This window comes from Burkholderia sp. YIM B11467 (assembly GCF_052952715.1).
Map to the genome: position 1 here is coordinate 154,455 of NZ_JBQVSQ010000013.1, position 24,785 is coordinate 179,239.

A 24,785-nucleotide genomic window follows, 5' to 3' on the forward strand; every position below is an offset into this window, starting at 1 on the left:
CGTTCAGAGCGCCGCTACCGGCGGCGCGTTGTGCATCCAGCTGCGCTCCTGCATGCGGCTCTGGATGCGCCATCCGCATTCGGTCCGCACCAGCAGGTCGCGATACCACAGCCCGACGAAGCACACGCGATCGTCGCCCGTTTCATCGGCCGAGACCATCATCACCTGGCCGGCCGTTCGCGCGGTCGCGGCGTCGCCGTCGACGATCAGCAGCGACGTCGAGATCGTGTGCTGCGTGCCGCGCATCGCCGACGTGACCTGTTTCAGATAAGCCGCGATCTCCGCGCGGTTGCCGACCGGGCCGCCGAACGCCGCGTAATCGAGCATCGCGTTGCTCGCGAAGAGCCGCTCGAATTCGCGCCAGTCCTGGCGGTCGACCGCGTGGCAGTAGCGTGTCAGCAGATCCTGGATCTCGATCCGGTCGATCGTTTCCTGTGGCGTCATGATGTTGCGGGTAGAGGTGGATGACGGGGAAACGATAACGAGCGCGCGCGGGGGCGGCATCGGCGGAGTGGACTAAGGGCCTGTCCGCAATCGCCGGTTGTCCGCTAGCGGTCGGGGGCTTCGGTGCGATATGCGACGCTTGTGTAGACTCGTGCTCGTCCAACGGAGCAAACCCCATGCAACTTCTCGATCACGTGTCCATCGGTGTTCCGGATATCGAGCAGGCACGCCCCTTCTACGATGCCGTCATGGCTGCGCTTGGCGCGAACAAGGTCTATGACCGGCCCACCGCGCTCGGCTACGGCGAACGTTGCAATGCCGACGACACCGCATCGACTTATCTGGCTGTCTATCTGGATCCCGCCGAAGTCGGGACGAGCAAGCGGCACTGGTGCTTCAAGGCCGTTTCCCGTGAGCAAGTGGATGCATTTTTCGAGGCCGGACTGTCCGCCGGCGGCCAGTCCGACGGCGACCCCGGATTGAGGCCGCACTACCACGGCGACTACTACGCGGCCTTCCTTGTCGACCCTGCGGGAAACCGGATCGAGGCGGTGTGTCATGCCGCACCGCCCGCGCCGCTCACTCGAAATACGTGAGCCCCAGCGCGCCCTTCACCTCCGCGAGCGTCGCCCCTGCCACATCCCGCGCGTGCATCGTGCCGCGCTTCAGGATTGCCATCACCTCGCCCTTGTCGGCCTCGAACTCGCGTCGCCGCGCGCGGATCGGCTCGATCAGCGCCTGCAGCCGCTCGTTCAGCACGCGCTTGACCACGCTGTCGCCGAGCCCGCCGCGCCGATAGTGCGCCTTCAGTTCATCGACCTTCTGCACGTCGGGCTCGAACGCATCGAGGAACGTGAAAACGACGTTGCCCTCGACCTGGCCGGGGTCGCTCACGCGCAGGTGGTTCGGGTCCGTGTACATGTCCTTCACGGCCTGCGTGATCTCGTCCGGCGTCGAGCCGAGCGTGATCGCGTTGCCGAGCGACTTGCTCATCTTTGCCTTGCCGTCGATTCCCGGCAGCCGCGTGACCGACGACAGCACGGCCTCGCATTCGACCAGCACGGGTTGCTCGACGGTCGCGTTGAAGCGGCGCACGAGTTCGTTGGTCTGCTCGATCATCGGCAACTGATCGTCGCCGACGGGCACATGCGTGGCCTTGAATGCGGTGATGTCGGCCGCCTGGCTCACCGGGTAGGTCAGGAAGCCGGCCGGGATGTCGCGCTCGAACCCGCGCAGGCGGATCTCTTCCTTGATGGTCGGATTGCGTTCGAGGCGCGCGACCGTGACGAGGTTGAGCAGGTATTGCGACAGCTCGGCGAGCTCGGGCACCTGCGACTGCACGACGATGGTCGAGATCGCCGGATCGATGCCGACCGCGAGATAGTCGAGCGCGACCTCGATCACGTTCTCGGTCACGCGCTGGCGGCGGCCCATGTTGTCGGTCAGCGCCTGCGTATCGGCGAGCAGCAGGAATTGCCGCGCGTCGTGCTGCATCTGCACGCGTGCGCGCAGCGAGCCGATGTAGTGGCCGAGATGCAGCGGGCCGGTCGTGCGGTCGCCGGTGAGGATGGTCGGTCGGTTCGGATGGGTCATGGTGGTCGTGGGTTCCGGGTTGTCGAAGCCGCCAGCCATGATGTCAGCGCAGAAACGCGAATGCCGCCATCGCTGGCGGCATCACGTTTGGGACATGCAAAAGGAAACGGGCCGCCTGGGTCAGGCGCGCCACCAGCAATGCAGGTTCGGCAGGGCGGGTTTCGTTTTCATCGCGGCAGTATAGCGTATGGCGCGGCGTCGGGCTGGCCGAGCGTGTCAGCGGATCACCGACTCCATCGCGAGGTATGCGGTTTCGGCGGACGGCCACAGCAGGTACAGCAGGCCGGCCATCAGCAGCAGCGCGCTCGCGCGCACCAGCGGCGTGCGGTCTTTGTCGCGCGGGATGCGGACGGGTTGCTTGAATCTTTTCATGCTTGCAGGCGCGTCATGCGCCACTCCAACGGTTACTGCAACGGGTCGTGTGAAACGACGCCGGGGTGTTGCGGGGTTCAACGGAGGCTGGGGCAGGGTTGGCCGGTTGCGGGGCATTAAAAAGGGGACGGTTGAACGTCCCGTGGCTGCCGTCCATGCCGAGGCGACGGGCATCCTACCAGTTCGGCGGTCCGGGCACAGTCAAGAATTGTCGGGGTGGGCGCGGCCGCGCTGCCCATCTGCTCAAAACGCGCGTCGCCCGGCGCGTCGCCGCGCAACGCCAACGTCGGCGCCGACTGACTTCACAGACCCGTCGCACGGTTCGTCCCTGCAGCGGTCCTGCCGAAATTTCCGGCAAGGCCGTCGCGCATCCATTTCCCGGAGAACACCATGCGATATCCATTGCGGCACGCCGACCAACGCGCCCCGGCGCTGCGTCCATCCGAACCCGATCCGCACGCACCGGCGCCGCGGGCGGACATCGACGAGGGGTGAGCCATGAGCAACGAAGCCCTCGACCCCCTGCTGCGGCAGTTCGCGGAGAAGCGATTGGGACGGCCTCTCGAGCCGGGCGAAGAACAGGCACTGCTGGAGCGGTTGCCGGGCAGGCACGGGAACCCGCCGGCGCCGGTCGCCGGCACGGCCGCGCAGGCGAGCGCCGCGAACCCGCCATTGCCGCGGTTGAAAACCCGGCAGGAGGCGCGCGAGCAGGTCAAGCATTTTTTGCAGCTCAACCAGCAGAAGGCATACGAGAAGATGCGCGGCATCCTGCAGACGATCGACGCGCAGAACGAGACGACCCTCGGCATGCTGGCGTCGGAACAGCAGAAAGTGTCCGGCGTACTCGACGCGCACGAGCCGCCGGGCGACGCGCAGGCATCCGTCGCGGCCGACCTCCAGGACAGCACCCGCGAGGCGCTGGTGTTGATCGGCGAACAGCTGACGGGCCTCATCCGGCAGGAAATCGACGCATGCTTCCGGCAATACGTCGATGCGTTCGCCGAACGGCTCGCCGTACGTCTCGACGTGATAGACGACCGGCTGCAACGCATTGGCGCCGGTCCGGCCGAACCATCTGAACCGATCGCGCCGGATGCTGTCGCCACCGCTGTCGTTCACGATACCTCCGGCCCAGCGTCCATGGAGTAGCACGCGGGTCATGCGGCTGAATGCGAAACCGGCCGGCCCCGATGTGCGACCTCTCAACTACGTGAACCAAGGAGCAACAAATGGCTGATACGTGTCAAGTGTGCCAGGTCAATCCCGCGATTACCGATGCGGTCACACAGGTCAACGTCAAGGTGGTCGCGGAAGCGCCGGCAATGGCGATGGGCTCGCTGTACCAGGCCCAGAGCCATTCGCTCAGCATCCTGTTCGAGAACGCGGTGCAGCAGCAGTCGCAGGCCGCGATCCAGTCGCAGACGTCGACGAACGTGGGGACGATGCAGCTCTATACGATCGGGCCGGAAAGCGCGGGTGCGGCGGCCACGGAAATCGGCTCGAGCGGGATCATCTCCCTGCTGGCCGACGTGATCGCGATCGGGAAGGCGATGCACACCTAAGGCGCCGTCGCAACGCCGTGGTCGAGCGGCGGCGCAAGCGGTATGAGTCGCCCATGCCGCCGCCGTGCCGCGAATCCGCAGCACGGCCGCCGGCACCTGAACAGCGGTGCCGCACGGTGTTCCGGAGCAACCGACAGGACGGGCAGAGCCGATTCGATGCGGCGCCCGTTTGCAAACCAGGAGAAATACGATGGCAGATGACGCAAACGCAAACGCGAAGGACCCGAAAGACCCCTGCAACTGCAAGACGTGCGCGGTCAATGCCGCGATCACCGACGCGGTCACGCAGACCAACGTCAAGGTGGTGGGTGAAGCGCCCGCGATGGCGACCGGCTCGCTGTACCAGGCCCAGAGCCATTCGCTCAGCGTGCTGTTCGAGAACGCCGTGCAGCAGCAGTCGCAGTCCGCTGTGCAGCTGCCGACCTCGACGAACGTGGGCACGATGCAGCTCTACACGCTCGGGCCGGCGAGCGCCGGTGCCGCCGCGACGGAAATCGGCTCGAACGGCGTGCTTTCCGTGCTGGCTGACGTGCTCGCGCTCGGCAAGGCGCTTGCCTGACGCGTAACCCGGCGTCTACGCCGGGCGGCGGCCTCGATTCCGGTGGCTGCCGCCCGGCGCCCGACGTCGTGTCGACGCCCGCGACGGCGAGCGCCCGCGGCGCATCGACGGTGCCGTGCGGCGTGCGTCGCAGACCGACCCACTCATGCTCTCGCCGCGACTGCGTCGCAGCGGCGACCCAACCAGGAGCAACGACATGCCGGAACAGGTTTCCGCCGCGATGACCGATGCCGTCACGCAAGCCAACGTCAAGGTGGTGGGCGAAGCACCCGCCGTGGCGTTGGGCACGCTCATGCAGTCGAACAGCCATGCGTCCGCGATCCTGCTTCACAACGCGGTGCAGATGCAGGCGAACCAGGCGGCGTCCAACCTCGCCGCCACGACCGTCGGCATCATGCAGCTCTATGCCGGCTCGCCGGTGGCGGCGGCCAGTGCGGCGCGGTCGGCGAACGATAATTTTGCGTCGCAACTGGCCGCCGTCGCGCAGTTGATGAACGCCATCAGCCACTGGCGCGGCTGACCTGCACCGCGCGCCGCGCAATACGGCGCGCGCAACCTCCCCGCGCCGCGGCACGACGCACGTGCTTGCCGGCGCGTCAATTGGCGTCGACGATGTACCGGAGCTGCTCCAGTTTCTCGATCGTCACACCATGATCGTGAAGCCGGATCAGGCCGTCGCGCTGCATCTTCTGCAGGCTGCTGTTCAGTCGCGGCCGGCTGACGTTGAGCATCGCGGCGAGGATGCTCTGGCTCTCCGGCAGCGCCACCTCGAGATCGTTCCCTTGCATGCGGTTCAGCAGATGGCGCGCGAGCCTTGCTTCGAGCCGGTACAGGCACGCCGACTCGACGAAGTCGCTCAACTGGTGGATGTGCCGGCACAGCTGCTCGTGGATGCGCTCCATGAAATCCGCGTTGGCCAGCAGCGGTGCGAAGTACTGGCGATGCAGCAGCGAAACGCGGCAGTCGGGGCTCAACTGGGCGGTGAAACTGCGCCGGTGTGCGCGAACGAGTGTGTTTTCGCCGATGAGTTCGCCCGGCATCGAGTGGCCGAGAATGATTTCGCGTCCGCCGGGTTCGTGCAGCGTGTTGTAGACGCGGCCGCGGTGCACGAACGCGACGAAATCGCCCGGATCGCCCTTGAAGAACAACAGGCGATTGCCGTGTTCGGGCCAGGGTGTGACATGTCGCTCGATGTGAGCCAGCAGGCTTTCCGGGAGATCGGTAAGTATCGGTATATTGCGCAGCGTTTGAACGTTAGCAAGGGCAGGCATGTTTTCCGTGCGAGGTTGTTTGACGATGCGGCCACCTAGCGAAAAACGCTGCCTTTGGCACTCCGTGAAAAATGAATAATGAAGATAGCCGGATAATCGGCAAGCAGTCCGGATCGGGCGGCATTTCGGCGGCAGTCGTTCTTGTTCCTCGCAATACCTTTATTCACGCCCGGCGGCCCGCCTGAAACGACGGACGGGGCTATGCCGGGCGATTGGAATTTCTGTTCATAATAATCAAGAAAATTTACGAAACCGATTATCGTAGTAATGGTGTTACGCGGGTAACAGCGTCATTCGAGGCATCGAATCGATTCTGTGTTTTCCATGAAAAAGGAAGGCACGGGATGACAACCTCGAACCAGCACGCTGCCCCGACGCCTGAGTCACCGGCGCAGCAGCTCGATCGCACGTGGCGGGAAATGCAGGGGAAATTGCGGCGCCGCGCGCGCCTGTTGTGCAAGGGCGATATTTACCGTGCCGACGAACTGCTTTCGGATACCGCACTCAAGGTCCACATTTACCTGCAGCGCTCGCCCGAGCGCGTTCAGAACCTGTCCGGCTTTCTTTTTCTGGCGCTGAATCACGCGTTCCTCGATGGCGCGCGCCGGCGTATTCGCGAAAGCGGCAGGCTCGAATTCGACCCGGACTGGGACGACGATCACACCGTCGAGCTGGCTGGCCACGCGCCGTCGATGGAGCAGCAACTGCTGCTCCGGCAGTTGCTGCTGCGTCTCGAGCAGGCGCTGTGCACGCTCCCGCCTCATCAGCAGATGCTGTTCACGCTGAAGTTCGAGGAGGACCGCCCCTATCTGCACATCGCCGCGACGCTCGGGATCAACGAGCCGCTTGCCAGAAAGCGCGTCGAGCTGCTGCGCAAGAAATTGCGTGAGGAACTCGCGTGAGCGCGTTCACGAACGCGGGCACGCAGCGTTCCTAACGGCATGCGCGGCGTCGATGGCCTGCCGGCCCGCCGTTCCTTCCATCGCATGCCGGAGCCGAGATCCGAGGAGGCCTCGTGGCAGACAAAGTCAATGAGCAGGTTACCGACGCGCTGACGCAGACCAATGTCAACGTCGTCGCGGGATCCCCGGCCCAGGCGCTGGGCATGCTTTACCAGATGTTCAGCCAGGCCGTCGGCATCTCGGCGCAGAACATGACGCAGCAGCAGGCGGCGCTGAACCAGATTTCGAACGCGGTCGTGTCGAAGGCGGTGGCCATGATCCTGTCCGTCGAAGCGTCGCCGAAGCCCGCCGCGGGCGGCGCGGCGCACGCGCCGACGGCCGGGCCGCAGACGGGTTCCGCGCATTAGCGCGCGATGACTCTCGGGATACCTGAACCATGAACATGAAAGGCCTGTTGGGCGGACGCGACGACGGCGCGCCGCAGACGCCGGGCGATGCCGCCGACGACGCCGACACCGCAGCCGAAGCCACGACGCGGGCCGAAGCCAAGACGCCGGCCGAGGTGGCGCCGCTCCCCGCGGCGTCGAAGGCCGGCGCGCGCACGTGGCCGGTCAACCGGCTGCGCAGGCTCACCGATGCGCTGAAGGCACCGAACCAGGTCGCGGATGCGGCCGGGTCCGGCGGCTCGGCACTGAAGACCGTGCAGGCGATCAACGCGGAGGCTGCGTCCTACGCGACGACGCAGATCGCCGTCGGCCCGAACATGATGATCACGCAAGCGGGGGGGCTCGTCGCGCAGGCGGCGGCCAACTACTTCGAGGCGTCGACGTCGCTGGCGATCGCGGGCAAGAGCGTGCTGATGAAGGATCTGGCGCAGAAGACCATCGACGAGGACGAGCTCGGGATGGCGATGGATGCGGTGGGCCTGCTGTTGACGGACCTGTTCGTCGCGACCGCGGCGCTCGTCGCGGGTGCCGCGGAGGCGATCGAAGGGGAGGCCGCGAGCATCGCGCTCGACAGGATCGACGACAGCCTGCAGAAGTATCAGGGGCTGCTGGACAAGAAGGGCACGTAGCGCGCGCCGCCGCGCATCGCCGTTTCACGTCCGGTGGCGGCGGATGTTCTTAAGGAGGCAGGGCGGACGACATCGATGACGGTTCGGAGCGAAATGACCCGCATTGAATCGATGCGCGCGCAATCGTTCGTGCGGCGGCGGTGAGCGTTTGACTTCCACGCGCGCAGCGACAAAGAATCAATCGACACGACCCGTCGGGCTATCGGGCCCGACGCGGGATGTGAGCGGCGGGACCAACGCACGTCCGTTGTCTCGAATGCGTCGCGGCCCTGCCAGGCACCAGCAGTCCCATCGAGTCATGCGAGGAACCCATGCCCTACATCATTCAGAACGTACAAGGTCCCGCGCCGCTGGCGGTTGGCGAGCGCAACTGGGGAGATGCGACGGAAATCGATTTCGGCGCGATGACGAGCTGCATCGCGCTCGTCGAGCAGACGCCGGGCCAGCCGGCGTCGGTGCGCGCAATCCACCTGTCGATCGTCAGCGCCGACGGCACGCCAGTCTACGATCCGGCGTCGAACGTGGCCGGACAGGTCGACACGATCATGCAACAGAACGGCGACCTGCGCGCGTGCCTTGGGCGTATCGACCTCTGGCAGGCCAGCCAGTCGCAGCAACTGCAGGATTTCTTTGCCGGGCTGATGCAGAGCCTCGACATGACGACCTGGGTGCAGTTGCCGGACGGCAACCTGCGGGTGCGGCTCACCGGCGGCGCGATCCAGTATCAGCAGGGCACCGGCGCGTGGACCGACGTGTAGCCGGCACGACCCGTTGAAGCCGGCGCCCGCCACGCGAGCGGGCGCCGGTGCCATACCGGTTGATGGTTTCGAATTTCCGCTCGATCGCGTCGAAACATCCATTCTTCGAAACCGAAGCGCATGGGTCGAACCGTTCTCGGCCATCACGCTGTCAAGGCGATTCGAAGCGGCGCGCCGTCTTGCGCCGCTCGCCGGCCACGCCACGGCCAGCTTTTTGCTCGTCAACACCAACAAAAAACATCATTTCGCCGCTGGCGGTGTGTCAGCAGAATGTCTCCATTCCAACTCACGCGACAGCACGAGCGTCGCAGCGAGCCGCACTTCCGAAGGAGACAGCCGTGGCAGTCGAAACAACCTCAATCGATACGCTCGTCGTCGGCGCCGGGCAGGCCGGCGTGGCCATGAGCGAGCACCTGGGCAAGCTGGGCGTGCCCCATTTCGTGCTGGAGCGCAACCGCATCGCCGAACGCTGGCGCACCGGGCGCTGGGATTCGCTGGTCGCGAACGGCCCCGCTTGGCACGACCGCTTCCCGGGGCTCGAATTCGACGGCCTCGATCCCGATGCGTTCGCGTCGAAAGACCAGGTCGCCGACTACTTCGAAGCGTATGCACGCAAATTCAATGCGCCGATCCGCACCGGCGTCGACGTGAAGCGCGTCGTGCGCAACACGGGCAAGCCGGGTTTCGTCGTCGAGACGTCGGACGGCACGATCGAGGCGAACCGCGTGGTCGTTGCGACCGGGCCGTTCCAGCGCCCGGTCATTCCGCCGATCGCGCCGGACGACGCGCGTCTCGTGCAGATCCACTCCGCCGACTACCGCAACCCGGGCCAGCTTCCGGAAGGCGCGGTGCTGGTGGTCGGCGCGGGTTCGTCGGGCGTGCAGATCGCCGACGAGCTGCAGCGCGCGGGCCGGTCGGTCTACCTGTCGGTCGGGCCGCACGATCGTCCGCCGCGCGCCTATCGCGGCCGCGACTTCTGCTGGTGGCTCGGCGTGCTGGGCGAATGGGACAAGGAAGTCGCGACGCCCGGCCGCGAACACGTGACGATCGCGGTGAGCGGTGCGCGCGGCGGCCATACGGTCGATTTCCGTGCGCTCGCGAACCAGGGCGTGACGCTCGTCGGGCTGACGAAGTCGTTCGATGGCGGCGTGGCCGTGTTCGAACGCGATCTCGCGATCAACCTGGCGCGCGGCGACGAGAACTACCTGTCGCTGCTCGACGCCGCCGACGCCTATGCGGCGCGCAACGGCCTCGACCTGCCGGAAGAACCCGAAGCCCGCCGCATCCTGCCGAACCCCGACTGCGTCGCGCATCCGATCCTCGCGCTCGACCTGGCCGGCGCCGGCATCACGTCGATCGTCTGGGCGACCGGCTATGCGGTCGACTACGGCTGGCTGAACGTCGACGCGTTCGCGGCGAACGGCAAGCCGCAGCACCAGCGCGGCGTGTCGAAGGAGCCGGGCATCTATTTCCTCGGGCTGCCGTGGCTGTCGCGGCGCGGCTCCAGTTTCATCTGGGGCGTGTGGCATGACGCGAAGCACATCGCCGATCACATCGTGACGCAGCGCAAGTACCTCGCTTATCACGACGCGTCGCAGCACCGCGCGGCCGCGCCGTCGGCACCGGCCGACGCACGCCCGCTCGCCGAAGCGGCGAACTGACCCGAACCCGCCGCGCCGCGTCTGCTTCCGGCCCGGCGGGTGTTACCACCGACGATCGAAGGACCTCGATGAGCCAGCCTACCCATACCCGTATCCGCATGTTCAACACGAAGGATACCTACCCGAACCAGACGCTCGACAACGACCTGTGCCAGGCCGTGCGAGCCGGCAACACCGTCTACGTGCGCGGCCAGGTCGGCACCGATTTCGACGGCAAGCTGATCGGCCTCGGCGATCCGCGCGCGCAGGCCGAGCAGGCGATGAAGAACGTCAAGCAGTTGCTGGAGGAAGCCGGCAGCGACATCACGCACATCGTGAAGACGACAACCTACCTGATCGACCCGCGTTATCGCGAACCGGTGTACCAGGAAGTCGGCAAGTGGCTGAAGGGTGTCTATCCGATCTCGACGGGGCTCGTCGTGTCCGCGCTCGGCCAGCCGCAGTGGCTGATGGAGATCGACGTGATCGCGGTGATCCCGGACCACTGGCAGCCGAACCGCGCATAGGAGGCGACATGACTTTCTCCATCGTCGGGCGCTGCCCGGAGACGGGCCAGCTCGGGATCGCGATCAGCTCGTCGAGCATCGCGGTGGGCGCGCGCTGCCCGTGGGTGCGCGCGGGCGTGGGCGCCGTCGCGACGCAGAACATCACGCTGCCGGCACTCGGCCCGCAGACCCTCGACCTGATCGAACACGAACAGCTCGCGCCCGCGGCGGCGCTCGACCGCGCGCTCAGCGCGAACGGCTGGAGCCAGTACCGGCAGGTCACGGTGATCGACGGGCAAGGGCAGACGGCGTGCTTCACCGGCAAGGAAGCGCTCGGCACGCATCACGCGGTGCAAGGCGAGCAATGCGTGGCGGCCGGCAACCTGCTGGCGGCGCCGGCCGTGATCGATGCGATGGTGGCGGCATTCGAACAAGCGCCCGGCCTGCTCGCCGAGCGCCTGCTGGCCGCGATGCAGGCGGCCATGGCGGCCGGCGGCGAGGCGGGACCGGTTCATTCGGCCGCGCTGAAGGTGGCCGGCGATGTGACCTGGCCGATCGTCGACCTGCGCGTCGACTGGGCCGATGTCGACCCGATCGGGCAGCTCGACGCGCTGTGGCGCGCATATCGCCCGCAGATGCAGGACTACCAGACGCGCGCGCTGAATCCGACCGCCGCGCCGAGCTACGGAGTGCCGGGCGATGAGTGACACGTCGAGCCGCGCGTTGCTCGAACGGCTGATCGGTTTCGCGACGGTCAGCCGCGATTCGAATCTCGAGATGATCGGCTTCATCCGCGATTATCTCGACGGCTTCGGTGTAGCGAGCGAACTGTTCTACAACGCGGAACGCACGAAGGCGAGCCTGTACGCGACGATCGGGCCGCGCGATCGCGGCGGCATCGCGTTGTCGGGCCATACGGACGTAGTGCCGGTCGACGGGCAGGCGTGGACGGTCGAGCCGTTCCGGCTGACCGAACGCGACGGCCGCCTGTATGGTCGCGGCACCGCCGACATGAAGGGCTTCATCGCTTCGGTGCTCGCGGCCGTACCGAAGTTCGTCGCACGGCCGCTGAGCATGCCCGTGCATCTTGCGTTCTCGTACGACGAGGAAGTCGGTTGTCTCGGCGTGGGGCCGATGCTCGACGCACTGTCCGCGCGCGAGCACCGGCCGCGCCTGTGCCTGATCGGCGAGCCGACCGAACTGAAGCCGGTGCTCGGTCACAAGGGCAAGCTCGCGATGCGCTGCCACGTGAAGGGCGCCGCGTGCCACTCGGCGTACGCGCCGTCGGGCGTCAACGCGATCGACTATGCGGCGAAGCTGATCGGCCGGCTCGGCGAGATCGGCACGGCGCTCGCACGACCCGAACGGCACAACACGCGCTTCGATCCGCCGTTCTCGACCGTGCAGACGGGCCTGATCAAGGGCGGCCGCGCGCTGAACATCGTGCCGGCCGAATGCGAGTTCGATTTCGAGGTGCGCGCGCTGCCGGATTTCGATGCGCATGACGTGCCGAGGAGGCTGCAGGACTATGCGGAATCCGAACTGTTGCCGAAGATGCGCGCGGTGCAGCCCGATACCGACATTCGGCTGCAGCCGCTGGGCGCGTATCCCGGGCTCGCCACCGCGCCGGACAGCGAGGCCGCGCGCCTGCTCGCGATGCTGAGCGGTTCCGACGCGTTCGGCACCGTCGCATTCGGCACCGAGGGCGGGCTGTTCGGGCAGGCCGGCATTCCGACCGTGGTGTGCGGGCCGGGCAGCATGGACCAGGGGCACAAGCCGGACGAGTTCGTCACGCTCGAACAGCTGCACGGATGCGACGCGATGCTGGACCGTCTGGCCGCGCATCTCGCGTCGGCCGCCTGAACCCGCAGCCGACACGCACGCGCCCGTCTTGCGGCGCGTGCGTTTTCTCCTTCGTTATCGCACCGTTTCAGCGATGATCTGCGCGAGCCGCTCGCGACAGAAATCGACGAACGACTGCGCCTGCTTGGTCAGTTGGCCGCGCTTCAGGCGTGCGCTCACGAGCCCCGACGGGCTCACCGTTTCGCTGAGGCCGATCGTCACGACGCGCTGACCGTCGTACGTGTATTCCGAATGCGGGCGCGTGACGAGCAGCGAAAAGCCGAACCCCTGGCCGACCATCCCGCGCACCATCTCGATCGACGGCGAGCCGAACACGATGTTCGGCGTCAGCCCCAATTCGTGAAACAGGCTGACGAAATACGTGCGGCTCGGCTGCACATCGAGCAGGATCATCGGCTCGACGCAGAGGTCGCGCAGCGATACGTGCGTCTGGCCCGCGAAACGATGGTTCTCCGGCAGCAGCACGTACGGTTGCTGCGGCGGCATCAGCGGCTCGGTTTCGATCGTGCCGTCGAGATCGTGGTCGTACATCAATGCGAGATCGAAGGTGCCGGACGTCAGGCCCTGCACGAGCTCCTGCTGGTCGCCGTCGCGCAGCCGGATGTTCACGCCCGGGTAGCGCTCGCGAAAACCCGCGATCAGTTGCGGCAGATAGAGCGGCGCGACCGTCTCGAAGCAGCCGATGTCGATCTGCCCAGTGATCACGTCGTTGTCGGCGAGCGCGTTCTGCTCGAATTCGTGCGCGATGCGCAGCAGCTCCTGCGCTTTCCGGTAGAACCGCGTGCCGCTCGGCGTCAGTGACACGCCCTGTGCGTGATGGCGGATGAACAGCTTCACGCCGAAGCTTTCTTCCAGCCCCTTGATCGCGCTGGAGATCGACGGCTGCGCGATGAAGAGCTGGCGCGACGCCTCGGCGACGCTGCCGGATTCCACCGTCGTCACGAAGTATTTCAGTTGCCGCAAAGTGTAGTGAGCCACAGGCACCTCTGATGCACGGCCCCCCGGCGTGTCGCGGCGGGGCGCATTCTGTCCATTGTTTCGCGTAGCACCTTACCTGAAGAAGCCCGAAGCCGGAATTTCCGCTACAGAGCTTTTTCGTATGTCTCGGAAATATTTTTAGTATTTTCCGGTCCCGGCGCGCGTGGCGCACCATCGTTTCCAACCTGGATCACGACGAGGCTGCGCACGTGCCGGCGGGACATGTCATCCGTCCCCGCATCTCGCGTATCCGGACCCGATTGCAGGCGCGCGCACCGTCGCGCGCAGGTTGAAACGGCAAGCGCGCATCGCCGCGCAGGACAGGAGACATCACCATGACGAACGTGGACCGCAATGCGTCCCCGATGATAGAGAAGCACACGATCGGCTACGTGCCGCCCGCGGATCGCCACGGCAAGGTGCGCGATCTGTTCACGCTCTGGTTCGGCGGCAACATCGCGCCGCTGCCGATCGTGACCGGCGCGCTCGGCGTGCAGATGTTCCACCTGAACCTGATGTGGGGCATCGTCGCGATCGTCGTCGGCCAGGCGGTCGGCGGCGTGCTGATGGCGCTGCATTCCGCGCAGGGGCCGCAGATGGGCATTCCGCAGATGATCCAGAGCCGCGCGCAGTTCGGCTCGTGGGGCGCGCTGCTCGTGACGGTGATCGCGGCCGTGATGTATGTCGGCTTCTTCGCGTCGAACATCGTGCTGGCCGGCAAGTCGGTGCACGGCATCGCGCCGTCGGTGCCGGTGTCGGTCGGTATCGTGATCGGCGCGGTGGGATCGGGCTTGATCGGCATCGTCGGCTACCGGTTCATCCACATCCTGAACCGTATCGGCACGTGGGTGCTCGGCATCGGCATCGTCGTCGGCTTCTGGATGATCCTCACGCACGTGACGACCGACGATTTCCTGACGCGCGGCGGCTTCGACTTCGCGGGCTGGCTCGCGACGGTGTCGCTGTCGGCGTTGTGGCAGATCGCGTTCGCACCGTACGTATCGGACTATTCGCGTTATCTGCCGGAGGATGTCGGCGTCGCGTCGACGTTCTGGGCGACCTATCTCGGCTGTACGATCGGCTCGACGCTCGCGTTCATCTTCGGCGCGGTGGCGGTGCTCGCGGTGCCGGCCGGCATGGACACGATGGATGCGGTCAAGCAGGCGACGGGCCCGCTCGGCCCGCTGATGCTCGTGCTGTTCCTGCTGAGCGTGATCAGCCACAACGCGCTGAACCTGTACGGCGCGGTGCTCGCGGTGATCACGTCGGTGCAGACGTTCGCGTACAAGTGGATTCCGACCGCGAAGGCGCGTGCGGTGGTGTCGGTCGTGATCTTCGTCGCATGCTGCTACGCGGCGATCGGCGCGTCGACGAACTTCGTCGGCAACCTCGTCGATCTCGTGCTCGCGCTGCTGGTCGTGCTGGTGCCGTGGACGGCGATCAACCTGATCGACTTCTACGTGATCCACAAGGGGAAATACGACATCAAGTCGATCTTCATGGTGGATGGCGGGATCTACGGCCGCTTCAATCCGCAGGCGCTGCTCGCGTATGCGATCGGCATCCTCGTGCAGATTCCGTTCATGAACACGCCGATGTATGCGGGCCCGATTCCCGCGCATCTCGGCGGCGCGGACCTGTCGTGGGTGGTGGGGCTGGTGCTGACGTCGCCGCTGTACTACTGGCTCGCGACGCGCGACAGCGCGTATCGGCGCCGGCAGACCGGCGCGCAGCTGCCGCCGACGGCGGCCCGCTGAAGAGGTTTTTCGAAGCGACTGAAGGGTGTGGCCGCCGCATCGGTTGCGATGCGGCGGCCCGTACATCACACGAATCACACGACCGCCGAGCGCGCCACCCGCACCGGCACCGACTTGTACGACGGCGTGCCGCTTTCCTTGTCGATGTAGTCGAGCGGCACCAGCACGTTCGCTTCCGGGTAGTACGCACCGACCGAACCCGGCGCGATGTCGTACTCGATCGCGGTGATCTTCTCGAGACGCAGCGTTCGGCCCGACGCGGTGATTGTCTCGATGTCGACGAGGTCGCCGTGTTCGAGGCCGTACTTCGCGAGATCCGCCGGGTTCATGAACAGCACGTCGCGCCGCCCGAACACGCCGCGATAACGATCGTCGAGCCCGTAGATCGTCGTGTTGTACTGGTCGTGGCTGCGCAGCGTGATCAGCCGCAGCACCTGCTCGCCGCCGAGCACGTCCGCATCTTCCGCGACGCCCTTGTAGATCGAGAACATCGCCTTGCCGGTCGGGGTGGGCCACACGCGCTCGGTGGGCGGCAGCGGCAGGCGGAAGCCGCCCGGCGTGCGGATGCGCGCGTTGAACGCCTCGAAGCCGGACACCGTGCGGTCGATCAGGTCGCGGATGCGGTCGTAGTCGGCGATCAGGTCGAGCCACGCGACCTTGCTCGCCGGCAGCGTCGCATGCGCGATCCCCGCGACGATCGCGGGCTCCGAGCGCAACTGGTCGGACGCCGGCTTGAGCTTGCCGGCCGACGCGTGGACCATCGACATCGAATCCTCGACGGTGATCGACTGCCGGCCGCTCTCTTGCATGTCGAGCTCGGTGCGGCCGAGCACCGGCAGGATGAAGGTTTCCTTCCCGACCAGCAGGTGCGAACGATTCAGCTTCGTGCCGAGATGCACGCTCAGGTCGAGCTTCGCCATCGCCGGGAACGACTGCTCGGGATCGGGCAGCGCGACCGCGAAGTTGCCGCCGAGGCACAGCAGCGCCTTCGCGCTGCCGTCGATCATCGCCTGCATTGCCTGCACGGCGTCGTGCCCGTGATGGGCGGGCGGCGTGAACCCGCACACGTCCTCGATCTTCTTCAGGAACTCGGCCGACGGTTTCTCGGTGATGCCGACCGTGCGGTTGCCCTGCACGTTCGAATGGCCACGCAGCGGGCAGACGCCGGCGCCGGGCTTGCCGATGTTGCCGCGCATCAGCAGCAGGTCGGCGATCAGGCGCACGGTTGCGGTGCCCTTGTTGTGCTGCGTGACACCCATCCCGTACGTGATGATGGTCGCGTTCGACTTCGCGTAGGCGAGTGCGACCTGTTCGAGCTGCGCCTGGCTGAGGCCGCTCGCGCGTTCGATGTCGTCCCACGACGTGGCCCGCAGGTCAGCCGAGAACGCGTCGAAGCCGTCGGTGTGCTGCGCGATGAAGTCGCGGTCGAGCACGTCGCCGCGCTCGGCTTCGAGTTGCAGCAGCGCTTTCATGATGCCCTTCAGCGCGGCCGCGTCGCCGCCGGCGTCGACCTGGTAGTACGTCGATGCGATCCGCGTCGAGCCGAACGATGCCATCTCGATCATGTCCTGCGGATCCGCGAAGCGTTCGAGCGCACGCTCGCGCAGCGGATTGAACACGATGATCGGCACGTTGCGCCGCGAGCACTCGTGCAGCGTGCCCATCATCCGCGGATGGTTCGTGCCGGGGTTGTGGCCGATCGAGATGATCAGCTCGCACCGGTCGAAATCCTCCAGCGACACGGTGCCCTTGCCGATGCCGATCGACTGCGGCAGGCCGACGCTGGTCGGCTCGTGGCACATGTTCGAGCAGTCGGGGAAGTTGTTGGTGCCGAGCTCGCGCGCGAACAGCTGGTACAGGTACGCGGCTTCGTTCGACGCGCGGCCCGACGTATAGAACTCGACCTGTTCGGGCGGCAACGCGCGCAACACTTCGCCGATGCGCGCGAACGCGTCGTCCCATTCGATCGCGCGGAACGTGTCGGTCGCGCGATCGTAGACGAGCGGATGCGTGAGCCGGCCCATGTTCTCCAGTTCGTAGTCCGACATGCGCAGCAGCGACGACACGGTGTTCGCCGCGAAGAACTCGGGCGTCACGCGCTTGGTCGTCGCTTCCCACGTGACGGCCTTCGCGCCGTTCTCGCAGAACTGGAACGTCGACTTGTGTTCCTTGTCGGGCCACGCACAGCCGGGGCAGTCGAAGCCGTCGGGCTGGTTGGTCCGCATCAGCACGATCGGCGCCTCGATGGTTTCCATCTGCGTGCGCACGGCATCGGCTGTCGCGCGAAGCGCGCCCCAACCGCCGGCGGGCCCATCGTACTTCCTGATGCCTGGCACTTCGCGTCGATTTGTCATATGAGTCTCCGTGAGCCGGGCCCGGTGCGGGCGGCTCGGGTTGCGCCGTGTCGTGGCGTGGGGCGGCTCCGTCGGATGGACGGAGCCGGTTATGCGTGCCCCGGGCTGCAGGGCAGGCGGGGTTTCAGTGCGCGTCCTTCTTCGCGTCGGCCGGCGCTTCGCCGGCCTTCGATTCGCCTGATGCCTTGGCGGCCGCCTTGCCGTTCGGCTTCGCCTTGCCGTCGGCGTCCTTCTTCGCGTCCTTCGTATCCTTCGCTTCGGGTGCGGCGAGCTTGTCGAACGTCACCTCGTCGCTGTCCTTGTCGTAGTCGACCTCGACGCGATCGCCGGACTTCAGCCGGTCGGCGAGGATCTCCTTCGCGAGCTTGGTCTCGATGGTCTGGCGGATCTGACGCTTCAGTTCGCGCGCGCCGAACTCCGGCTGGTAGCCGGCTTCGGTCAGGTGATCGACGAGCGCATCGCCCATCACGAGCGTGATGTCCTGCGCGGCGGCCGTGCGCACCACGCGGTCGAGCTGGATTTGCACGATCGCGCGGATGTTGTCCTTCGACAGCGCGTGGAAGACGATCACCTCGTCGATCCGGTTCAGGAACTCGGGCCGGAAATGGCCCTTCAGCACCTGCATCAGTTCCTCGCGGATCGCCTTGTCGGTCTTGCGCGCGGCTTCCGGCTGCGTCAGGTTGTCCATGATGATCGCGGCGCCGAGGTTGCTCGTCGCGATGATGATCGTGTTGCTGAAGTCGACCACGCGCCCCTTGCCGTCGGTCAGGCGGCCGTCGTCGAACACCTGCAGCAGCACGTTGTAGACGTCCGGGTGCGCCTTCTCGATCTCGTCGAGCAGGATCACGCTGTACGGGCGGCGCCGCACGCGCTCGGTGAGTTGGCCGCCTTCGTCGTAGCCGACGTAGCCGGGCGGCGCGCCGATCAGCCGCGCGACCGCGTGCCGTTCCATGTATTCGGACATGTCGATGCGGATGATCGCCTGCTCGTCGCCGAACACGGTCTCGGCCAGTGCCTTCGCGAGCTCGGTCTTGCCGACGCCCGTCGGCCCGAGGAACAGGAACGTCGCGATCGGCCGGTGCGTCTGGCCGAGCCCCGCGCGCGACAGCCGCACGGCGTCGCTGACGGCGACCACCGCGTCGCTCTGGCCGACCACGCGCTCACGCAGTTGCTCTTCCATCTTCAGCAGCTTCTGACGCTCTTCCTGCGTGAGTTCGGACACGGGGATGCCGGTCAGCCGCGACACGACCTCGGCGACCGATTCGACGGTGACCTCGAGCGTTTCGGAGCCGGTCTTGCGCTGCCACGCTTCCATCATCTCGTCGACCGTCTTCTGCTTCGCGTTGATCTGCTCCTCGAACTGCTTCGCTTCGTCGAAGCGCTTGCGCGACGTCGCGTAGTCCTGCTCGCGCTTCAGCTGTGCGATCTGCGCTTCGCCTTCCTGGATGGCGACCGGGCGCGACGTCGCGCCAATCCGCACGCGCGCGGCGGCCTGGTCGATCAGGTCGATCGCCTTGTCGGGCAGGAAGCGCGACGTGATGTAGCGGTCGGCGAACTCGGCGGCCGCGACGAACGCGTCGTCGGCGAACGTCACCTGGTGGTGCGCCTCGAGGCTGTCGCGCAGCCCGCGCAGGATCACGATCGTCTGCTCGACGCTCGGCTCCGGCACGAACACCGGCTGGAAGCGCCGTTCGAGCGCCGCGTCCTTCTCGATGTACTTCTGGTATTCGTTGAGCGTCGTTGCGCCGATCAGGCTCAGCTCGCCGCGCGCGAGCGCGGGCTTCAGCACGTTCGCGATGTCGAGGCCGCCTTCGCCGCCGCCCTGGCCCGCGCCGACGATCGTGTGCAGCTCGTCGATGAACAGGATCAGTTCGTCCTGCTTCGCGGTCACTTCGTCGATCAGCTGCTTCGCGCGCTCCTCGAATTCGCCGCGATACTTGGCGCCGGCCACCATCGAGTTGATGTTGACTTCGACGAGCCGCTTGCCGCGCAACACCTCGGGTACGTCGCCGTTGACGATCCGCTGCGCGAGCCCTTCGACGATCGCCGTCTTGCCGACGCCCGGCTCGCCGATCAGCACCGGGTTGTTCTTCTTGCGGCGCGCGAGCACCTCGATCGTGCTTTCGATTTCCTGCGCGCGGCCGAGCACCGGGTCGAGCTTGCCCTGGCGCGCGATCGCGGTGAGGTCGCGGCCGAACTTGTCGAGGTTCGGCGTGCCGGTCGGCGCATCGACGCGGCCGTCCTCGGCACCCTTGCCGACCACCTTCACGACCTTCTGGCGCAGCGCCTCGGGCGTCACGCCGTATTTCTTCAGCAGCGTGCCGGCGATGCTGTCCGGCACCGACGCGAGCCCGATCAGCAGGTGCTCGGGGCCGATGTACGAGTGGCCGAGATCGCGCGACGCCTGGAACGCGTATTGCACGGCCTTCTTCACGCGCGGCGAGATCGACAGCTTGTCGAGCGGCGCGTCGGCGGCGGCCGTGCCGGTGTGCGCATGTTCGTCGATATACGACTGGATGTCCTGCGGCGACAGCTTCAGTTCTTTCAGCAGCGCGGCGCACACGTCGGTGTCCGCGAGCGCGTAGAGCAGGTGTTCGGAGTCGAGTTCGCTGCGGCGCAGCTCGTGTGCCTTCTCGGCCGCGCGCTGCAGCAGTTCGAGCGTCTGTTCGCTGAACGCGTCGGTCGGGTCGACCGATTCGCGCGGCACCTCGGCGGCGAGCGGCGATTCGTCGCCGAGCTCGCCGAACAGCGACGACGGGCCGCCACCGCCGAGCAGCGAATCGAACGGGTTCAGCATGCTCTGATGCCGCATCAGCTGACGGAAGTGGTAATCGCAAATCGAGATCGTCTTGCGCTCGCCTTCCTGCATCACGGTTGCGCGCGCGACGGCCGGCCGAGCGTGGCAGATATCGCAAAGTGCGGGCATGGTGGTCTGGCTCCTGTCGGTGAAGGTGGATCGAAGGGTGAAGTCCCGATGCGGTGCGGCGCTCGTGCGTCCCGACCGCGAATACGCGACGCGCGGCGCGGCGGCGCGCGTGCCGCACCCACGCTGTCGCGCAGTGCGCGCCGGCGTGGCGCACGGTCGCGGTCGGGGCAAAAAGCGCGAGTGCTGCGAGGAGCCCGCGGCATCGCTTCGACTGCGTTCAAAATAACGAATCGGCGAGCACCATCCAAGACACAGTTCCGCGCCGGGCCGGCTGCGAATTGCACCCTCACATGCGTGCGGGAACGGGTGGCAAGGAGTACAGACAGGCGCGCACGCGGTGGCGCGGGCGTGTGCGGCATGCGCCGCGTGCGGGGACTGGAGGCGGGGAGGGACGAAGCGCGAACGAATCGTGGTGCGACATCGGCGCGCAGCGCGCCGGTTGCCGGTAAACGGGCGGTGATGCGAGTGGACGCGCGCGGCAGAGCTGCCGCAGCGTGAGCGCGCGCGAACCGGTCATGTTCGACCACGCGCGCACCGCAGATGCGTGCGTTACGGCCGAAGGAAGGGGCAGGTTGCACGGTGCGGGCCGGACATGGCGCCGCCGTGGTGGACTGCGATCAGTCGGAGAGTTTCATCGCGAGCCGCTGCCGGCCGATCTGCTTCACGTCCGTTGCGAGTGCCGGATCCGGCAGACCATTGGCCCAGACGGAGAACGAATCCTCGATCAGGTTGCGCGTGTCGGGCGGCAACTCGGCCAGCATCAGCGACACGACGGTAAATAGCACGGCGGTGTCGCCGGCCTGGCTGCCCGCGTTCGCGTCGACCGTCTTCTTCAGGCTGTCGACCGACGCTTGCAGCGCCTGCAGTGCCTCATTCGACTCGCTCATCACATCCTCCATGCAAGATGGGCTCGATCGGCGACGAATGTGCGGCCCGCGGCGCGGCCGGTCGCGCGCGATGCCCGGCAGGCATCGCGTGCGGGCAACCGTTGTCAGGCCGCCGGATTACCCTGCGGCGCCACGGCCACCGATGCTTCGCTCGTCAGCATCAGGAACGTGAACGTTTCGCGCAGGTACAGGCGGACGGCCTTGTCGTTATGGCTCGTGTAGCCGATCGATACGTCTTCCCCGAGGTGCAGCTCGTAGTCGCCGCCGCGCGTGGACAGCACGCAGCCGCCGCTGATCGCCGGCGCCCAGATGATCTCGCCGCTGACGATCCGCTTGATATGGCCGAGGACCGGATAGCCCTGGTCGCGCGCTTCGCTGAGCGCCGTGTATGCGTCGGAGCCGAGCACCACCGAATACGGGCCGTCGACGCCGGCGAGCCGCAGCGCTTCCAGTGCGTCGCTGATCGCGTCCGGATACGCGCCGACGTCGGCCGGCAGCGTGAGCTTGCGGTTCGACGTGCCTTCGCGGATGCCGACGATGCCGGCAGCCTGATAACCGTCGAAAATCGCGTTGTCTTCGGCGAACGCGAGCCGCTGCGCGGCGTCTTTCGCCGGTTGCCAGTCGGCATCGCGCGCGCCGCGCTCGACGCTGTCGATCGCATCGCGGCTCAACTCGAACGGCACCGTCAGTTCGACGATCCTGCGGACTTCGCGCAGCCGTGCGCTCACCTGCTCGCGCGGCGCGGCAACTTCCACTAGGTGCCCGGTGCCGACCGCCGACAACTCGGGGCCTTCGGGGCCGTCGACGTCGACGACGCGGCGGCCGGCCACCGATCGCTTGAAGGTGCGCGCCACTTCCTCCTCGATTTGTTCCCAGGCGGAGGCGGAGATCGGGGCGAGTTCGCGGTGCAGGTTATTCATAGGCTTGGGTTCCTTTCAGCGAGCCGATTTTCAGCGAGCCGTCGCGATGCGGCGCGGACGACGAGGATTCGGGTTGCGCGGCGTCGGCGGCCGGCGCCGCACGGTCGGCGAGCGCTTCGAGCAGGTCGGCTGACGGCACGAAGAACAGCGAGCCGGTGACTGCGCGGCTGTAGTCGAGCAGGCGGTCGTAGTTGCCGGGCGGGCGGCCGACGAACATGTTCTCGAGCATCTGCTCGATCGGTACCGGCGTGCGCGCATAGCCGATGAAATAGGTACCGAATTCGCCGGCGCCCGGGCGCCCGAACGGCATGTTGTCGCGCAGGATCTTCACTTCCTGGCCGTTCTCGTCGAGCGTGGTCAGCGAGCTGTGCGAACACGACGGCTTCACGTCCGGCGCGAGCTCGATGTCGGACAGCTTGGTGCGGCCGATGATGCGCTCCTGCGTCTCGACCGCGAGCGCGTTCCAGCCGGCCATGTCGTGCAGGTACTTCTGCACGATCACGTAGCTGCCGCCCGAGAATGCCGCATCTTCGTCGCCGATCACCGTGAAGTCGACCGCCTCGCGGCCTTCCGGGTTCTCGGTGCCGTCGACGAAGCCGATCATCGCGCGCTGGTCGAAATTGCGGAAGCCGTGCACCTCGTCGACGACCGTGACGGCTGCGCCGAGCGCGCCGAGCAGTTGCGTCGCGAGTTCGAAGCACAGGTCCATCGCGTCGGCGCGGATGTGCAGCAGGATGTCGCCCGGCGTCGCGACCGCGACGCGCTGCCCCGCGCCGAATTCGCGGAACGGATGCAGCGACGCGGGGCGCGGGTTGCCGAACAGCGCATCCCACGCGTCGGCGCCGAAGCCGCACACGCAGGTCAGGTTGCCGCCCGGCACGCGCTTGCCGACCGAGCGCACCAGCGCGGCGATGTCGCCGCACCATGAACGGATCGTGTCGGCGTGATCGGCGCCGGAATTGATCGTCGCCACGAGGAAGATCGCGCTGCGCGTGATCGGGCTGTGGACGGCCTGGGAGAGTGGGGGAGGTGTCTGCATCGCGGCCTGCCGGTCAGTCATGTCGAGGCGGGCGAGCTGCGGCTGCCGCGGCGCGCGAAGGCGAACGGTTGGACTGTGTCATGCGACTGTTCTCTTTGTGACATGCGGATGAAGGACGTTGCGCGGGCATCGCGCAACGGGCCGCAGCGGCGGCGGCCGGCCGCCCGGTGCATGACCTGTGTGCACCGCGTAACGTCGTCGAGCATGCAATCTAGCAGCTTCGGCGGGTCTTTGGAACACGTATCGGCAATCTGTCATTCGAATGGATCAAACAGGGCCGGATTTTGTGCGGCACCCGCGCAGCTGTACTCCTGGCGTGCGCCGCGCTGTGCTCTTGAGCACGCGTGCAGCGTGCAGTAGATTAGGTCCCGCTGCGTCCGCCGACGAGGAGCGTCACCATGAATCTGCTGGAAGCGATGCGTGTTTATGTCGCGGTGGTCGAGCATGGCGGCCTGTCCGGCGCGGCGTCCGAACTGAAGCTCGGCGACGCGCAGGTGAGCGACCGGATCGACTGCCTCGAACGGTATCTCGGCTGTCGCCTGCTGTTGCGCCGCGCGCACGACGTCGCCTGCACGGACGCGGGTGTCGCGTTCCACGTGTGCTGCCGTCACACGCTGTCCGCGGTCGCGCAGGCGACCGGAGTGTCCGGCACGCCGGCGCTGGATGCGCATGACACCGCGCTCGACACGGCGGTTCCCCCGCCCGGCACTGCACATGCATCATCACATCGACTGTCGCCTTGAATACGTCTACCGTTTCCTGTTCGCCCGCCGAGCGCATCCGCCGCCGCTTCGGCCATTTCCTTCACGCGGCCGAACTGGCCGGGCTGATCGTGATCGGGCTCGCGACCGCGTTCGCGATGGTGCAGGAGGCATGGAAGGTCGTGCTCGCGGGCGAGGTGTCGCTGACCGATCTGCTGCTGATGTTTCTCTATCTCGAAGTGCTCGCGATGGACGTGCGCTATCTGCGGCTCGGCCGGCTGCCCGTGCGGTTTCCTCTGTTCATTGCGATGACGTCGCTCGCGCGCGACCTGATCCTGCGCGGCGCGACCGACAGCCCCGAGCGGATGCTGATGACGACCTTCGGCATCGTGCTGCTCGCGGTGGGCGTGCTGATCCTGAGCTTCGGCCAGCATCGTTTTCCGGCGGACGTCGACGATGTCGAGGACGATGCGCATGCGCGCAGATGACAAGCGAGCGGCATGCCGCATATCCACGCAATGACGCTACAGGAGGGCGCTAGATGAGCACGCATGCCGTCGACACGAAGCAGGCGATCGAATTGCAGCAAGCGGCCGCGAAGGCGTTTGTCGCAGCGTCGCGCGCACGTGTTGCGGCGACCGGCACCTGAATCGAACACCGGGTTACCGGCGCGCCGTG

Annotated in this window: 26 protein-coding genes; 16 read left to right on the top strand and 10 right to left on the bottom strand. The window is 66.7% G+C overall.

Going from position 1 to position 24,785, the window contains the following annotated elements:
- Positions 1–3: 3 nt before the first annotated feature.
- Positions 4–444 (bottom strand): nuclear transport factor 2 family protein, encoded by a 441-nt coding sequence (locus ACTRWB_RS32895; protein ID WP_446904354.1) that lies wholly within the window; start codon positions 442–444, stop codon positions 4–6.
- Positions 445–620: 176 nt separating this feature from the next.
- Between ACTRWB_RS32895 and ACTRWB_RS32900 the strand changes: the two genes are divergently transcribed.
- The gene (locus ACTRWB_RS32900) at positions 621–1,040 is read left to right on the top strand and encodes a VOC family protein (protein WP_446904355.1); all 420 of its coding nucleotides are present in this window, start codon (positions 621–623) and stop codon (positions 1,038–1,040) included.
- Here the strand turns inward: ACTRWB_RS32900 and trpS are convergent.
- Both trpS and ACTRWB_RS32910 read right to left on the bottom strand, forming a co-directional pair.
- Positions 1,024–2,037 carry a tryptophan--tRNA ligase gene (trpS, locus tag ACTRWB_RS32905; RefSeq protein WP_412025740.1) on the bottom strand — a complete coding sequence of 338 codons (1,014 nt, stop codon included), beginning with the start codon at positions 2,035–2,037 and terminating at the stop codon, positions 1,024–1,026. The genes ACTRWB_RS32900 and trpS overlap by 17 nt on opposite strands.
- Positions 2,038–2,253: 216 nt before the next feature.
- Positions 2,254–2,409 carry a hypothetical protein gene (locus tag ACTRWB_RS32910; protein WP_164992155.1) on the bottom strand — a complete coding sequence of 52 codons (156 nt, stop codon included), beginning with the start codon at positions 2,407–2,409 and terminating at the stop codon, positions 2,254–2,256.
- Between the two features lie 498 nt (positions 2,410–2,907).
- Here ACTRWB_RS32910 and ACTRWB_RS32915 point away from each other — a divergent pair, with 498 nt between their 5' ends.
- The 4 genes from ACTRWB_RS32915 to ACTRWB_RS32930 all read left to right on the top strand — a co-directional run bounded on the left by ACTRWB_RS32915 (position 2,908) and on the right by ACTRWB_RS32930 (position 5,050).
- Positions 2,908–3,558 carry a hypothetical protein gene (locus ACTRWB_RS32915; protein WP_446904356.1) on the top strand — a complete coding sequence of 217 codons (651 nt, stop codon included), beginning with the start codon at positions 2,908–2,910 and terminating at the stop codon, positions 3,556–3,558.
- An 80-nt stretch (positions 3,559–3,638) separates the two neighbouring features.
- The gene (locus ACTRWB_RS32920) at positions 3,639–3,971 is read left to right on the top strand and encodes a RebB family R body protein (protein WP_129517950.1); all 333 of its coding nucleotides are present in this window, start codon (positions 3,639–3,641) and stop codon (positions 3,969–3,971) included.
- A 190-nt stretch (positions 3,972–4,161) separates the two neighbouring features.
- On the top strand, positions 4,162–4,530 hold the full coding sequence (locus tag ACTRWB_RS32925; protein ID WP_193102888.1) for a RebB family R body protein: 369 nt from the start codon (positions 4,162–4,164) through the stop codon (positions 4,528–4,530).
- A 196-nt stretch (positions 4,531–4,726) separates the two neighbouring features.
- Positions 4,727–5,050: a RebB family R body protein gene (locus tag ACTRWB_RS32930; RefSeq protein WP_419690238.1), complete on the top strand. Its 324-nt coding sequence runs from the start codon at positions 4,727–4,729 to the stop codon at positions 5,048–5,050.
- A 76-nt stretch (positions 5,051–5,126) separates the two neighbouring features.
- On the opposite strand, the gene ACTRWB_RS32935 is transcribed toward ACTRWB_RS32930, so the two are convergent.
- On the bottom strand, positions 5,127–5,801 hold the full coding sequence (locus tag ACTRWB_RS32935) for a Crp/Fnr family transcriptional regulator (RefSeq protein ID WP_412025737.1): 675 nt from the start codon (positions 5,799–5,801) through the stop codon (positions 5,127–5,129).
- 212 nt (positions 5,802–6,013) lie between these two features.
- Between ACTRWB_RS32935 and ACTRWB_RS32940 the strand changes: the two genes are divergently transcribed.
- From ACTRWB_RS32940 to argE, 8 genes are all read left to right on the top strand, one after another.
- Positions 6,014–6,703, top strand: a complete 690-nt coding sequence (locus ACTRWB_RS32940; protein ID WP_446904357.1) for an RNA polymerase sigma factor — start codon at positions 6,014–6,016, stop codon at positions 6,701–6,703.
- Between the two features lie 113 nt (positions 6,704–6,816).
- Positions 6,817–7,110, top strand: a complete 294-nt coding sequence (locus tag ACTRWB_RS32945) for a RebB family R body protein (protein WP_343494188.1) — start codon at positions 6,817–6,819, stop codon at positions 7,108–7,110.
- Between the two features lie 29 nt (positions 7,111–7,139).
- Positions 7,140–7,778 carry a hypothetical protein gene (locus ACTRWB_RS32950; protein ID WP_446904358.1) on the top strand — a complete coding sequence of 213 codons (639 nt, stop codon included), beginning with the start codon at positions 7,140–7,142 and terminating at the stop codon, positions 7,776–7,778.
- A gap of 311 nt (positions 7,779–8,089) precedes the next feature.
- Complete coding sequence (locus tag ACTRWB_RS32955) at positions 8,090–8,536, top strand: hypothetical protein (RefSeq protein ID WP_446904359.1); 447 nt, start codon at positions 8,090–8,092, stop codon at positions 8,534–8,536.
- Between the two features lie 338 nt (positions 8,537–8,874).
- Positions 8,875–10,197, top strand: coding sequence for a flavin-containing monooxygenase (locus ACTRWB_RS32960; RefSeq protein WP_446904360.1), 1,323 nt, complete (start codon positions 8,875–8,877; stop codon positions 10,195–10,197).
- 68 nt (positions 10,198–10,265) lie between these two features.
- Positions 10,266–10,703, top strand: a complete 438-nt coding sequence (locus ACTRWB_RS32965; RefSeq protein ID WP_048250028.1) for a RidA family protein — start codon at positions 10,266–10,268, stop codon at positions 10,701–10,703.
- 8 nt (positions 10,704–10,711) lie between these two features.
- Positions 10,712–11,389 carry a DUF1028 domain-containing protein gene (locus tag ACTRWB_RS32970; protein ID WP_446904361.1) on the top strand — a complete coding sequence of 226 codons (678 nt, stop codon included), beginning with the start codon at positions 10,712–10,714 and terminating at the stop codon, positions 11,387–11,389.
- Positions 11,382–12,545, top strand: a complete 1,164-nt coding sequence (gene argE / locus ACTRWB_RS32975; RefSeq protein ID WP_446904362.1) for an acetylornithine deacetylase — start codon at positions 11,382–11,384, stop codon at positions 12,543–12,545. The genes ACTRWB_RS32970 and argE overlap by 8 nt, the downstream gene beginning before the upstream one ends.
- 54 nt (positions 12,546–12,599) lie before the next feature.
- On the opposite strand, the gene ACTRWB_RS32980 is transcribed toward argE, so the two are convergent.
- A complete protein-coding gene (locus ACTRWB_RS32980; RefSeq protein WP_446904363.1) occupies positions 12,600–13,523 on the bottom strand; it encodes a LysR substrate-binding domain-containing protein in 924 nt (307 codons plus the stop codon).
- A gap of 335 nt (positions 13,524–13,858) precedes the next feature.
- On the opposite strand from ACTRWB_RS32980, the gene ACTRWB_RS32985 reads away from it, so the two are divergent.
- The gene (locus tag ACTRWB_RS32985) at positions 13,859–15,280 is read left to right on the top strand and encodes a purine-cytosine permease family protein (RefSeq protein WP_048250032.1); all 1,422 of its coding nucleotides are present in this window, start codon (positions 13,859–13,861) and stop codon (positions 15,278–15,280) included.
- A gap of 74 nt (positions 15,281–15,354) precedes the next feature.
- On the opposite strand, the gene ACTRWB_RS32990 is transcribed toward ACTRWB_RS32985, so the two are convergent.
- The 5 genes from ACTRWB_RS32990 to ACTRWB_RS33010 form a co-directional block, all read right to left on the bottom strand.
- Positions 15,355–17,634, bottom strand: a complete 2,280-nt coding sequence (locus tag ACTRWB_RS32990; RefSeq protein ID WP_446904364.1) for an FdhF/YdeP family oxidoreductase — start codon at positions 17,632–17,634, stop codon at positions 15,355–15,357.
- Between the two features lie 124 nt (positions 17,635–17,758).
- Positions 17,759–20,560 carry an AAA family ATPase gene (locus tag ACTRWB_RS32995; RefSeq protein ID WP_446904365.1) on the bottom strand — a complete coding sequence of 934 codons (2,802 nt, stop codon included), beginning with the start codon at positions 20,558–20,560 and terminating at the stop codon, positions 17,759–17,761.
- Positions 20,561–21,177: 617 nt separating this feature from the next.
- Positions 21,178–21,447: a hypothetical protein gene (locus tag ACTRWB_RS33000; protein ID WP_193102880.1), complete on the bottom strand. Its 270-nt coding sequence runs from the start codon at positions 21,445–21,447 to the stop codon at positions 21,178–21,180.
- A gap of 104 nt (positions 21,448–21,551) precedes the next feature.
- A complete protein-coding gene (locus tag ACTRWB_RS33005) occupies positions 21,552–22,367 on the bottom strand; it encodes a family 1 encapsulin nanocompartment shell protein (RefSeq protein ID WP_129517965.1) in 816 nt (271 codons plus the stop codon).
- Positions 22,360–23,427 carry a Dyp-type peroxidase gene (locus tag ACTRWB_RS33010; protein WP_446904366.1) on the bottom strand — a complete coding sequence of 356 codons (1,068 nt, stop codon included), beginning with the start codon at positions 23,425–23,427 and terminating at the stop codon, positions 22,360–22,362. Before ACTRWB_RS33010 ends, ACTRWB_RS33005 begins: the two co-directional genes overlap by 8 nt.
- Before the next feature lie 377 nt (positions 23,428–23,804).
- On the opposite strand from ACTRWB_RS33010, the gene ACTRWB_RS33015 reads away from it, so the two are divergent.
- Positions 23,805–24,149, top strand: a complete 345-nt coding sequence (locus ACTRWB_RS33015) for a helix-turn-helix domain-containing protein (RefSeq protein ID WP_446904367.1) — start codon at positions 23,805–23,807, stop codon at positions 24,147–24,149.
- On the top strand, positions 24,146–24,595 hold the full coding sequence (locus ACTRWB_RS33020; protein ID WP_129517969.1) for a phosphate-starvation-inducible protein PsiE: 450 nt from the start codon (positions 24,146–24,148) through the stop codon (positions 24,593–24,595). Before ACTRWB_RS33015 ends, ACTRWB_RS33020 begins: the two co-directional genes overlap by 4 nt.
- Positions 24,596–24,785 lie beyond the last annotated feature (190 nt).